Raw genomic sequence first — 13391 nt, 5'->3', positions numbered from 1 at the left:
CAATTAGCAATCAATAGTCATCCCGCTCGTCGTCTTCATCCGGCTGCTCCAGCACACTGTAAGCCACCGAACAAAACAGCGAATTCAGGCGTTGCATATCGCCCAGCAGTCCCAGATGCAATGAGCTGGTTTCGATGCTCTGTACGTTCTGCTGGTGCAGGCGATCCACATGCGCATGTGAATAACGACGATTGAGAATACGGAAACGATGTTTGCTGCGACGCAAACGTCGGGCGCTGGTGACGTCGCCGGAGAAAAACACCGACATCGCCAGTTGCAGGTTGCTGAGTAACTGATCATACAGCGCATCCAGCTCCTTCAGCCCTTCAATAGAAAACGCCCGCCGCGCCGCCAGCGACTTGTCGGCAATCTCGCTGCCCATCCGTTCGACGATATCCGAGGCCTGCTCCAGGTTAAGGGACATCTCGATGATTTCCGCCCAGCGCCGCGACTCTTCCTCCGCCAGTTCCTCTTTCGGCATCCGCGCCAGATAGAGTTTGATGGCGGTGTAAAGCACGTTGATATCATCCGCCAGCTTGCGCAACTCTTTCTCTTCGCGCGGCTCGCCGTGCATCACCTTTTTCAGACCTTCCATCATCTGCTCCATCGCATCACCAATGCGCAGCGCTTCCCGGGCGGCATTGGCCAGCGCGAGCGTTGGCGTGTCCAGCGCGCTGACATCCAGATGTTTAGGCTTCAGATGGGCATCCAGTTCCGGTTCATCGCGGATAATACGTTTACAGAAACGCGCCATCGGTTCGGCGAACGGAATCATCACCAGACACCGCGCCAGGTTGTAAAAAACGTGGAAGTAGATAACCAGTTCGGATTTTGGCAGCGGTAACGCATCCATCGTATCGGCCAGCACATGGACAAACGGCAGGATAATCAGGCTGCCCACCAGCTTAAACAGCAGACTGCCCAGCGCCACGCGGCGAGCGGCGGCATTGGCTGCGCTGTTGTTGAGCATCGCCAGCAGGCCGGAACCGAGGTTGGCGCCGATGACCAGGCACAACGCGACCGGGAACGATATGATGCCCGCCGCCGTCAGCGTGGCCGTCAGCAGGACGGCTGCCAGGCTGGAATAGCTGATGATGGCAAACATGGCGCCAATCAGCGCATCCAGCATGATGTCGCCGGTCAGCGAGGCGAAGATGACCTGTACGCCATTCGCCTGAGTAATCGGCGTCACCGCCTGCACAATCAGCTCCAGCGCCAGCAGTATCAGGCCAAGACCGATCCCCACTCGCCCCAGTTGTCCGGCGCGTGACTGCTTACGCCCCAAAAAGAAGATAACGCCGATGAAAATCAGCAGCGGCGATAACCATGACAAATCAAAGGTAAGGATACGCGCCATCAGCGCGGTCCCAACGTCGGCCCCCAACACAATCACCAGTGCAGGCGTCAGGGCGACCAGATCCTGGGCGACAAATGACGTCACCAGCATAGTCGTGGCGTTACTGCTTTGCACCAGCGCAGTAACGCCGATACCCGCGCAGAAGGCGAGCGGTTTCTTTTCAACACTGCGGCTGAGAACGGTACGCAGACGAGCGCCGAAAACGCGCATCACGCCGGTACGCACAATATGGGTGCCCCACACCAGCAGGGCAACAGCAGAAAGCAGGTGTAGCAGAGTTAACACAGAATCAGGTACTCCTTATCATTATTATGATGTTCAGCCTTTTTACCGGATGGCGTACGGAGATATTTGTAGGCCGGATAGGCGTTTACGCCGCCATCCGGCAAGTAGCCCCGTGAACCTTCTTCCAGTATAAGGGTTTCAAAACAATAAAGAGACAGGGCGCCCGATGAGCACCCTGTTTGTTGTAAGGAAAAATGACAGTTTTATGAACTAGTCGGCATCATAGCCCAGGTTGGAGGCCAACCAGCGCTCCACCTCTGCGACCGTCATCCCTTTACGCTGCGCATAATCCTCCACCTGATCGCGCTGTATTTGCGCGACGGTGTAGTACTTGCTGTCAGGATGGCTGAAGTACCAACCGGAAACGGAAGCACCCGGCCACATGGCGTAGGATTCGGTCAGCTTCATGCCGGTGTGTTTTTCCACGTCCAGCAGTTGCCAGATGGTGCCCTTCTCAGTGTGCTCCGGGCAGGCCGGATAGCCTGGCGCCGGACGAATCCCCTGATAGTTTTCGCGGATCAGCTCCTCGTTGCTGAGGTTCTCATTCGCCGCATAGCCCCAGTAGACTTTACGTACCCGCTCATGCAGGTATTCCGCAAAGGCTTCCGCCAGACGGTCGGCGATCGCTTTGACCATAATCTTGTTGTAATCATCATGCTGCGCCTCGAATGCCTCTGCCAGCGCATCCTCTTCCAGACCGCCCGTGACGGCGAAGGCGCCGATGTAATCCTCTTTGCCGCTCTGTTTCGGCGCAACAAAGTCAGACAGGCAATAGTTGGCGAAACCCACCTTCTCCGTTTGCTGACGCAGATGATGGCTGACCGCCAGCACATGGGTACGCGTCTCATCGCGATAAATTTCGATATCATCACCCACACGGTTTGCCGGGAACAGCCCCACCACGCCACGTGGGTTGAGCGTTTTCTCCGCACTCAGTTTATCCAGCATGTCGTTGGCGTCTTTAAACAGGCGTTTCGCCTCTTCGCCCACCACTTCGTCTTCGAGAATGCGCGGATATTTCCCGGCCAGCGACCAGGTCATAAAGAACGGCGTCCAGTCGATGTAGTTGCGCAGCGTTTCGATACTGGCCTCAACGTCCTGCACGCCCAGACGATGAGCGACAGGCGGTGTATAGCTTTCCCAGTCAAATGCCAGGTCATTATCACGCGCGGCGGCCAGCGTCACCGGCGGCGTGCGCGGTTTCTTACGCGCATGCTGGATGCGCACGGTTTCATACTCTTTACGGGTACGGGCGACAAACTCATCGTGCTGGGTTTCAGACAGCAACGCCGCCACGACGCCCACGGTACGCGAGGCGTTCTGGACATAGACCGTCGGGCCGCTGTAGTTCTGCTCAATCTTCACCGCCGTATGCGCTTTGGACGTGGTCGCGCCGCCAATCAGCAGCGGGATGGTGAAGCCCTGACGTTCCATCTCCTTCGCCACGTTGACCATTTCATCCAGCGACGGGGTAATCAGGCCGGAGAGACCAATCAAATCCGCATTCACTTCCTTTGCGGTTTTGAGGATTTTTTCTGCCGGCACCATGACGCCAAGATCGATGATTTCATAGTTGTTGCACTGTAAAACAACGCCAACAATGTTTTTGCCAATGTCATGCACATCGCCCTTCACGGTGGCGATAACCATTTTACCGTTGCTGGAGCCCTGCTCTTTGCTGGCTTCAATAAACGGTTCCAGATACGCCACCGCCTGCTTCATGACGCGGGCCGATTTCACCACCTGCGGCAGGAACATTTTGCCTTCGCCGAACAGATCGCCCACCACGTTCATACCGTCCATCAGCGGCCCTTCGATAACCTCGATCGGACGCGTCGCCTGCTGACGGGCTTCTTCGGTATCCTGTTCGATAAACTCGGTAATGCCTTTTACCAGCGAATACTCAAGGCGTTTTTTCACTTCCCAACTGCGCCATTCCGCCTGTTGCGCATTGGCTGAATCATCGGCTTTGCTGCCACGGTATTTTTCCGCCAGCGCCAGCAGACGCTCGGTGCTATCGTCGCGGCGATTGAGGATCACATCTTCCACCGCGTCGCGCAGCTCGGCGGGCAGGTCGTCATAAATCGCCAGTTGCCCGGCGTTGACGATCCCCATGTCCATGCCGTTACGGATGGCGTAGTAGAGGAACACCGCATGAATCGCTTCGCGCACCGGGTCGTTGCCGCGAAACGAGAAGGAGACGTTAGAGACGCCGCCGGAGATCAGCGCGTGCGGCAGTTCGCGTTTGATATCTTCACAGGCGCCGATAAAGTCCTGCGCGTAGTTGTTGTGTTCGTCGATACCGGTCGCTACGGCAAAAATGTTCGGGTCAAAGATAATGTCTTCCGGCGGGAAGCCCACCTCTTTGGTGAGAATGTTGTACGCCCGGCGGCAAATTTCGATCTTACGCGCGCGGGTATCGGCCTGCCCTTGTTCATCAAAGGCCATCACCACCACCGCCGCACCGTAGCGACGCAGCAGCTTCGCATGGTGGATAAAGGTTTCCACGCCCTCTTTCATCGAAATGGAGTTAACGATGCCTTTACCCTGAATGCATTTCAGCCCTTTTTCGATGACCTCCCATTTTGAGGAGTCGATCATGATCGGTACGCGGGCGATATCCGGCTCACCGGCAATCAGGTTGAGGAAGCGCACCATCGCGACTTCGGCATCGAGCATCCCCTCATCCATGTTGATATCGATAATCTGCGCGCCGCTCTCCACCTGCTGGCGGGCGACATCCAGCGCTTCGCTGTATTTCTCTTCTTTGATCAGCCGCTTAAATTTAGCGGAACCAGTAACGTTAGTACGCTCACCCACGTTTACAAACAGGCTGTCATCGCCAATATTCAACGGCTCAAGGCCAGAGAGACGACAGGCAACCGGAATATCGGGCAGTTTACGCGGCGCTAAACCATCAACCGCGCGGCTCATCGCGGCAATGTGTTCCGGCGTCGTCCCACAGCAGCCGCCGACAATGTTGAGAAAGCCCGACTCCGCCCACTCGCGGATCTGCTTCGCCATCGTATCAGCATCAAGATCGTATTCGCCGAAGGCGTTAGGCAGACCGGCATTCGGGTGCGCGGTGACATAGCATTCGGCAATGCGCGCCAGTTCCTGCACATACTGGCGCAGTTCATCCGGCCCCAGCGCGCAGTTAAGACCAAAGGTGAGCGCTTCGGCGTGACGCAGCGAGTTATAAAACGCTTCGGTAGTCTGGCCGGAGAGCGTGCGCCCGGACGCATCGGTAATCGTGCCGGAGATCATAATCGGCAGCTCGACGCCCAGCGCTTCAAATTCTTCTTTCACCGCAAAAACGGCGGCTTTCGCATTCAGCGTGTCGAAGACGGTTTCAATCAGAATCAGGTCTGACCCGCCTTCCACCAGCGCTTTGGTGGATTCGCGATAGGCCGCGACCAGCTGATCGAAGGAGATATTACGAAACGCCGGGTCGTTCACGTCCGGCGAGATGGATGCGGTGCGGTTGGTTGGGCCAAGCACGCCCGCAACGTAGCGCGGTTTTTCCGGCGTGCGCGCCGTCCATTCATCGGCGCAGGCGCGGGCCAGTTTCGCAGCGGTAAAGTTGATCTCCGCCGACAGGGATTCCATCTGGTAATCCGCCATCGCAATCGTCGTGGAGTTAAACGTGTTGGTTTCGATGATATCCGCACCCGCCTCAAAGTAAGCGTGATGAATCGCGGTAATCACCTCCGGCTTGCTGAGTACCAGCAGGTCGTTGTTGCCTTTCAAATCGCAGGGCCAGTCAGCAAAACGCTCGCCGCGAAAATCCTCTTCACTCAGGCGATAGCTCTGGATCATTGTCCCCATGCCACCATCCAGAACCAGAATACGTTCATCTAACTGCGCACGCAGTTGTTCAACTTTGCTGCTCACGACTTGCTCCCGACAACACTCAACCTGGACCGAAAAAAGGCCAACAAACCATACTGGCATAAACACGACAGGCGGAAAAGAGAACAACGGGCAACATGAGACATGTTCAGCTTCACTCCTCCGATCAGTGCAGGAATTCTTGCATTATATTTTAATAAAACGAAAATGATTTCCACGATACAGAAAAGGAGTCCGCCATGGTTGCCCCTGTCCCCGCGAAACGCGGTAGAAAACCCGCCGCTGCCACTGCGCCCGCAACCGGGCAGGTTCAGTCGTTGACCCGTGGCCTGAAGCTGCTGGAGTGGATTGCCGAATCCAACGGCAGCGTCGCGCTGACCGAACTGGCGCAGCAGGCGGGCCTGCCGAACTCCACGACACACCGTTTGTTAACCACCATGCAGCAGCAGGGCTTTGTGCGGCAGGTGGGAGATCTGGGCCACTGGGCCGTGGGCGCCCATGCGTTTATCGTCGGCAGCAGTTTTTTGCAGAGCCGTAACCTGCTGGCGATTGTCCACCCTATCCTGCGCAAACTGATGGAAGACTCCGGCGAGACGGTCAATCTGGCGGTGCTGGATCAGAGCGATCACCAGGCGATTATTATCGACCAGGTACAGTGCACACAGCTGATGCGCATGTCTGCGCCCATCGGCGGCAAACTGCCAATGCACGCTTCCGGCGCCGGGAAAGCGTTTCTGGCGCAACTCAGCGAAGAGCAGGTGACTGGCCTGCTGCACCGTAAAGGGCTGCATGCCTATACCCACGCCACGCTGGTGTCGCCGGTACATCTGAAAGACGACCTCGCCCAGACGCGCAAGCGCGGTTATTCTTTTGATGATGAAGAGCACGCGCTTGGCCTGCGTTGCGTTGCGTCGTGCATTTACGACGAGCACCGCGAGCCGTTTGCCGCGATCTCAATTTCCGGGCCGATTTCCCGCATCACTGACGATCGCGTCACCGAGTTTGGCGCGATGGTGATTAAAGCAGCGAAAGAAGTCACGCTGGCATACGGCGGGTTTAGATAAGCAAGGCTTGCCGGATGGCGGCGCAAGCGCCTTATCCAGCCTACAGTCACGTGTAGGCCCGGTAAGCGCAGCGCCACCGGGCGTCAAGCCGCAAATCTGAAGCAAAACCGCTGTTTGCGCCGATAGGCGTAAACATCTTCCACGTGCCCTTCGCGGATACGCGTCTGTAACGCCCGCCAGTAGTCGGCGCGGAACAGGTCGGCGTGCATCTCCTCAAATAACGGCCCAATTCTTGGGTCAGCGCACAGCCAGTGGCGAAACTCTTCCGGGAAAACATCCCCTGGCGAAACGCTGTACCAGGGCTCGCTGGCCAGCTCATCTTCCGGGTAGCGCGCTTGCGGAATATCGCGGAAATTCACTTCCGTCATGTAGCAAATTTCATCGTAATCGTAGAACACCACGCGCCCGTGGCGGGTGACGCCAAAGTTTTTAAACAGCATGTCGCCGGGGAAAATGTTGGCGGCGGCAAGCTGGCGAATCGCATTGCCGTACTCTTCAATCGCGTCACGCAGTTGCTGGCCCTCCACCTGCTCCAGCCAGATATTCAGCGGCACCATACGACGCTCAATGTAGAGATGGCGAATCACTATCTGATCGCCAAGGTCGATGATTTTCTCCGGCGCCTCCTGGCGCAACAGCGTCATTAGCGCTGGCGCAATTCGCCGCTTCTCCAGCACAAAGTTCTCGAACTCCTGCGTATCGGCCATCCGCCCGACGCGATCGTGTTCTTTAACGAGTTGATAGCAGGCGCGCACATGGGCGGCCGACATCTCCTTTTGTGGAGCAAACCTATCCTTGATGATCTTAAACACCCGGTCAAAGCCCGGCAGCGTAAACACCAGCATCACCATGCCGCGAATACCGGGCGCTTCAATAAACTGCTCATCGCTGTTCGCCAGATACAGTAAATACTCGCGATAGCTCTCGGTTTTCGCATGCTTCTGACAGCCAATCGCCATGTACAGCTCGGCGGTGGTTTTACCTGGCAGGATCTCACGCAGCCACTCAACCAGCGCAGCGGGCAACGGCGCGTACACCATGAAGTAGGAACGGGCAAAACCAAACACGATACTGGCCTCAGCCGTGGTGGTCAGGCAGGTATCGACAAACAGTTCGCCTTCATCGGTGCGATGAATCGGCAGCAAAAACGGCAACGTGCCGGCTGGGGTCAGCAACTTCCCCACCAGCCAGGCGGCTTTATTGCGATAAAACAGCTCATTCGCCACCTGCAAATGGCTGCGGTGCAAAGCCTCCGCTCCGAACGTTTCCGTCAGGTGAGCAATGATGTAATGAATATCACGGCTTTTGTTTTGCCAGGGCAAACGCAGCGGTAGATCGCTGAGAATACGCGTCAACAGCGGTTCCCAGCCGTGATCGGGGAAGAAATCTTTCGCCAGCGGGCGCGGGATCGTGCGAAACCGGCGTTCAGGCTGGGAGCTAAAGATAAAAAGCCGCTCGGGAGTGAGCGAGCGGTGGTCAAATAACCGACAGTAGACGGAGTTAAAAAAGCTCTCCGCAATCTCGAAGCGCGGGTAATCCGGCAACAGCCGGGTGTAATGCTCTTTGACACGCAGTAAAAAGGCCGCATCGGTGCTTTTGCCGTCAGTAATGCAGCGTAACTGTTCCACCACCAGACCAACGTGATGATCATAGAGGTGGATACGGCTTTTCATCGCCTGCTGCACGGCATGCCAGTCGGCCTGTTCAAAGCGCTGCTGCGCGCCGGAAGTCACTTCCAGAAATCGACCATACTGCGCGTCAAAGCCTTGCAGGATGGTTTGAGCAATCAGTAATTCCAGGCCACGCGACATGGTTTGTCCTCATCGGTTGCCGGATGGCGGAGCAAGCACCTTATCCGGCCTACGGTTCGGGGTAGGCCGGATAAGCGTAAGCGCCATCCGGCATGGATCAGAACTGCGATTCTTCAGTGGAACCCGTTAATGCCGTCACTGAGGAGGTGCCGCCCTGAATGATGGTGGTCACTTTGTCGAAGTAGCCTGTTCCCACTTCCTGCTGATGGGACACGAAGGTGTAACCGTCTTTGGCCGCCGCAAATTCTGGCTGCTGAACCTTCTCAACATAGTGGCGCATGCCTTCACCCTGCGCATAGGAATGTGCCAGGTCGAACATGTTGAACCACATGCTGTGGATGCCCGCCAGGGTGATGAACTGGTACTTGTAGCCCATGTCCGACAGCTGCTGCTGGAAGCTGGCGATGGTTTTATCGTCCAGGTTCTTCTGCCAGTTAAACGACGGCGAGCAGTTGTAGGCCAGCAGTTTACCCGGGTATTTCGCGTGGATGGCATCGGCAAAGCGCTTCGCCAGTTCAAGGTCTGGCGTAGAGGTTTCGCACCACACCAGGTCTGCGTAAGGCGCATACGCCAGCCCACGGCTGATCGCCTGCTCAATACCGGCACGCGTGCGGAAGAAGCCTTCGCTGGTGCGTTCGCCGGTAATAAATTCACTGTCGTACGCGTCGCAGTCGGAGGTTATCAGATCTGCCGCATCCGCGTCGGTACGGGCAATCAGCAACGTCGGTACGCCCATCACGTCAGCCGCCAGACGCGCAGCCACCAGTTTCTGAATGGCTTCCTGCGTCGGCACCAGAACTTTGCCGCCCATATGACCGCACTTCTTCACCGACGCAAGCTGATCTTCGAAGTGAACAGCCGCTGCACCGGCTTCGATCATCGATTTCATCAGTTCAAACGCGTTCAGTACGCCGCCAAAACCGGCCTCCGCATCGGCAACGATCGGCAGGAAGTAATCGACAAAGCGCGGATCGCCAGGCTCAATGCCGGACGCCCACTGGATCTGATCCGCACGACGGAAAGTGTTGTTGATCCGATCCACGACCGCCGGAACAGAGTTTGCCGGGTACAGCGACTGATCCGGGTACATGCTGGAGGCCAGGTTAGCGTCCGCCGCCACCTGCCAGCCGGACAGATAGACCGCCTCAATGCCCGCTTTCGCCTGTTGCAGCGCCTGGCCGCCGGTCAGTGCGCCGAGGCTGTTGATGTAGCCTTTTTTCGCGTCGCCATGCAGCAGACGCCACATTTTGGCCGCGCCAAGCTGCGCCAGCGTACATTCCGGGTTGACCGAGCCGCGTAATTTCACCACTTCCTCCGCGCTATACGGGCGACGGATGCCTTCCCAGCGCGGTTGCGTCCATTCTTTCTGTAACTCTTCGATTTGTTGGGTACGGGTTTTCATGTGCAGATGCTCCATATTGTTATGTGGTGAGTTAAGCCAGCAGGCGGTAGCCTGGCAGGGTCAAGAAATCGATCAGTTCATCAGAGGTAGTGATCTGCTCCATCAGGCGCGCGGCTTCATCAAAGCGCCCGCTGCTGAAGCGGTGCTCTCCCAGCTCGTCCTGGATCACCAGCATCTCTTCGGCCAGCATCTGGCGGAATAGCGCTTTCGTGACGGGTTTGCCGTTGCTCAGGGTTTTCTCGTGATGAATCCATTGCCAGATAGAGGTACGGGAGATTTCAGCCGTTGCCGCATCTTCCATCAGGCCATAAATCGGTACGCAGCCATTACCGGAAATCCATGCTTCGATGTACTGCACCGCCACGCGAATATTGGCGCGCATCCCCTCTTCGGTACGATCGCCCTCGCAGGGCGCCAGCAGCTGTTCGGCAGTAATGGGCGCATCTTCATCACGGGTAACAAACAGCTGGTTCTGGTTTTCGCCCAGCGCCTCGTTAAAGACCGTCATCGCGGTGTCCGCCAGCCCCGGATGCGCGATCCAGGTGCCGTCATGACCGTTATTGGCTTCCAGCGCTTTGTCCGCTTTCACTTTGTTGAGCACTTGATTGTTGCGCTCGGCGTCTTTGCTCGGGATAAACGCCGCCATGCCGCCCATCGCAAATGCGCCGCGCTTGTGGCAGGTTTTGATCAACAGCCGTGAATAGGCGCTGAGGAACGGTTTATCCATCGTCACCACCTGACGGTCCGGCAGGACGCGATCCGGGTGATTTTTCAGTGTTTTGATATAGCTGAAAATGTAATCCCAGCGGCCGCAGTTAAGACCAACAATATGGTCACGCAGCGCGTGCAGGATCTCATCCATCTGGAAGACGGCAGGCAGCGTTTCAATCAGCAAGGTGGCTTTGATGGTGCCGCGTGGCAGATTAAAACGGTCTTCGGCATAGCTGAAGACTTCGCTCCACCAGGCTGCCTCCTGCCAGGCCTGAGTTTTCGGCAGGTAGAAATACGGACCGCTGCCTTTTGCCAGCAACGCTTTATAGTTGTGGAAAAAGTAGAGAGCGAAATCAAACAGGCTGCCAGGAATGGCTTCGCCACGCCAGGTCACATGTTTTTCCGGCAGGTGTAAACCGCGTACGCGACAAATCAGTAACGCCGGGTCCGGCTTGAGTTGATAGATTTTCCCGGCTTCGTTGGTGTAGCTGATGGTGCCGTTCACCGCATCACGCAGGTTGATCTGGCCATCAATCACTTTGCTCCACTCCGGCGCCAGTGAATCCTCAAAGTCGGCCATGAACACTTTCACGTTAGCATTCAGCGCGTTAATCACCATTTTACGTTCTACCGGGCCGGTGATTTCCACGCGACGATCCTGTAAATCGTCAGGAATGCCGCGAATTTTCCAGTCACCATCACGAATGGAAGCGGTTTCCGAAATAAAATCAGGCAACTTACCGTCATCAATATCCTGCTGTTGCTGAATACGAGCAGCGAGGAGTTTGTTACGCTTTGGCGTAAAACGCGTCACCAGTTCGGTCAGAAACTCTACCGCTTCTGCGGTCAGAATTTGCTTCTCCTGCTCACCATAAGGCCTGGTAAAGGTCAGTTCATCGGTTGTCGTTGCCTGTTGATTCATTATGCAGCTCCTCGTCATTGATCCGAATACATCCCCAATGCGAACGAAGGATCGTTGTGTGGTTTTCGTTCAGCACAACTAAGACTACTCAATTAAATTCCAAAATCAAAAACAATTTCCATTTTTAATTTAATTATCAATTAACTTATTGATAACAATAAAAATAAAGTTTAATTACAAGATGAGCGGCATTTCAGAAATAAAAAAGGCACCCGAAGGTGCCTGTTTCAACATGCTGAAACGCTTTAGGATCGTGCGCTACAGAAGATTAATCCAGCGTTGGATTCATGTGACGCAGATCATATGGCGTGATCTGGTAGACGTAATAGTTGAGCCAGTTGGTAAACAGCAAATTACCGTGGCTGCGCCAGGTCGCGCGAGGTTTGTTTTGCGGATCGTTTTTCGGGAAATAGTTGTACGGGACATTCGGACTTAAACCTGCTTCAACATCCCGGAAATATTCACTGGCCAGCGTATGGGCATCGTACTCCGGGTGACCGGTTACAAACGCGATACGTTTATCTTTGCTGGCGAACAGGTAGGCATCTCCATCTTCAGTTTCTGCGAGGATCTCAAGGTCGGTATAGTCCCGAATCAGCGCCGCCGGGAAGTCGGCATAGCGTGAGTGCGGAGCAAGGAATGAATCATCAAAACCACGAGTCAGTAAAGCATGAGGATGAAGGATGTGATGTTCGTAGACGCCGGAAAGTTTATCTGTGCGGGTTTGCTTCGGAATGCCATAGAGAATATTAAGCGCGGCCTGTACCGCCCAACAGACAAACAGCGTTGAGGTGACGTGATCTTTTGCCCACTCCAGCACCTGCTTAATCTGCGGCCAATACGCAACATCATTAAACTCCACCAGACCCAGAGGCGCGCCGGTGACAATCAGCCCATCGAAATTCTGATCGCAGATATCCTCGAAGTTACAGTAGAAGTTGTTCAGATGCTCTGCCGGTGTATTACGCGATTCACGGGCATCAATCCGCAAGAGTTGAACATCGACCTGAAGCGGTGAGTTTGACAGCAGGCGCAGGAACTGGTTTTCCGTTTCAATCTTCTTCGGCATCAGGTTGAGGATAAGCACCTTCAGCGGACGAATTTCCTGGCCAGAAGCGCGGGATGTCGTCATAACAAAGACGTTTTCCTCACGTAAGAAATTGACGGCGGGTAGCTCGTCCAGCACGCGAATTGGCATAACCTGATAACCTCACTACATACGTTTAAACGTTTAGACATCCAGATAGCTGAAGATACCCAGAAATTCTTCTAATGTCGAGCCTGCATGTTGAAGGTGAGAAAGTTTCACGGCGGTGTTTACGATAGAATATAAGCACAAAGAAAAGGAGATAATATGGTTATTAGCATTCGCCGATCGCGGCAGGATGAAGGGGAAAAACTGATTGCTATCTGGTGTCGTTCTGTTGATGCTACGCACCATTTTTTGTCTGCATCCTATCGGAGCGAGCTGGAAGAGCTGGTGCGTTCTTTTTTACCAGAAGCGCCGTTATGGGTGGCAGTGACAGAGCAGGATGAGCCCGTCGCGTTTATGCTGCTGACCGGGCAGCACATGGATGCCCTGTTTGTCGATCCCGACGTTCGTGGCTGCGGCGTAGGGAAATTGCTGGTTGAGCATGCGATTACGCTGGCTCCCGAGTTAACAACCAACGTTAACGAACAGAATGAACAAGCGGTTGGGTTCTACAAAAAGATGGGATTTAAAGTGACAGGACGTTCAGAGGTAGACGATCTTGGCAGACCGTATCCGTTATTGAATCTGGTTCATACGTAGGCCAGATAAGGCGCAGCGTCATCCGGCAGAACAGCGCATATATGCCGGATGGCGGTGTGAACACCTTATCCGGCCTACAGACTGTGTGCAAAATACCCGGGATGTTTTTACAGGCGGGATAAGGCGCAGCCGCCATCCGGCTGCACCCGGGCGCATGAACGCAAAAAGGCCATCCCTCAGGATGGCCTCTTCACT

8 protein-coding genes are annotated in these 13391 nt (G+C 55.4%); 2 read left to right on the top strand and 6 right to left on the bottom strand.

Annotated elements, in window-relative coordinates; all coding sequences use genetic code 11:
* Nucleotides 1-10: 10 nt before the first annotated feature.
* On the bottom strand, nucleotides 11-1642 hold the full coding sequence (locus tag OGV50_RS12690) for a Na/Pi cotransporter family protein (RefSeq protein WP_024130841.1): 1632 nt from the start codon (nucleotides 1640-1642) through the stop codon (nucleotides 11-13).
* 210 nt (nucleotides 1643-1852) lie between these two features.
* Nucleotides 1853-5536, bottom strand: a complete 3684-nt coding sequence (gene metH / locus OGV50_RS12685) for a methionine synthase (RefSeq protein WP_024130842.1) — start codon at nucleotides 5534-5536, stop codon at nucleotides 1853-1855.
* Between the two features lie 197 nt (nucleotides 5537-5733).
* Here metH and iclR point away from each other — a divergent pair, with 197 nt between their 5' ends.
* Nucleotides 5734-6558 carry a glyoxylate bypass operon transcriptional repressor IclR gene (gene iclR, locus OGV50_RS12680; RefSeq protein ID WP_058668403.1) on the top strand — a complete coding sequence of 275 codons (825 nt, stop codon included), beginning with the start codon at nucleotides 5734-5736 and terminating at the stop codon, nucleotides 6556-6558.
* Between the two features lie 83 nt (nucleotides 6559-6641).
* Here iclR and aceK read toward each other — a convergent pair whose 3' ends face one another.
* From aceK to metA, 4 genes are all read right to left on the bottom strand, one after another.
* Nucleotides 6642-8369 (bottom strand): bifunctional isocitrate dehydrogenase kinase/phosphatase, encoded by a 1728-nt coding sequence (gene aceK, locus OGV50_RS12675; RefSeq protein ID WP_012134674.1) that lies wholly within the window; start codon nucleotides 8367-8369, stop codon nucleotides 6642-6644.
* Between the two features lie 97 nt (nucleotides 8370-8466).
* On the bottom strand, nucleotides 8467-9771 hold the full coding sequence (aceA, locus tag OGV50_RS12670) for an isocitrate lyase (RefSeq protein ID WP_024130843.1): 1305 nt from the start codon (nucleotides 9769-9771) through the stop codon (nucleotides 8467-8469).
* A 31-nt stretch (nucleotides 9772-9802) separates the two neighbouring features.
* Nucleotides 9803-11404, bottom strand: a complete 1602-nt coding sequence (gene aceB, locus OGV50_RS12665) for a malate synthase A (RefSeq protein WP_200091003.1) — start codon at nucleotides 11402-11404, stop codon at nucleotides 9803-9805.
* 268 nt (nucleotides 11405-11672) lie between these two features.
* A complete protein-coding gene (gene metA / locus OGV50_RS12660; protein ID WP_012134677.1) occupies nucleotides 11673-12602 on the bottom strand; it encodes a homoserine O-acetyltransferase MetA in 930 nt (309 codons plus the stop codon).
* A gap of 156 nt (nucleotides 12603-12758) precedes the next feature.
* On the opposite strand from metA, the gene OGV50_RS12655 reads away from it, so the two are divergent.
* Nucleotides 12759-13196 carry an acetyltransferase gene (locus tag OGV50_RS12655; protein ID WP_200091001.1) on the top strand — a complete coding sequence of 146 codons (438 nt, stop codon included), beginning with the start codon at nucleotides 12759-12761 and terminating at the stop codon, nucleotides 13194-13196.
* Nucleotides 13197-13391 lie beyond the last annotated feature (195 nt).

Source organism: Citrobacter sp. CK180, assembly GCF_030333655.1.
GTDB classification, from domain to species: domain Bacteria; phylum Pseudomonadota; class Gammaproteobacteria; order Enterobacterales; family Enterobacteriaceae; genus Citrobacter_B; species Citrobacter_B koseri.
Note: the sequence above shows the minus strand (reverse complement) of the source record. Positions and strands in the feature narration are given on the sequence as shown.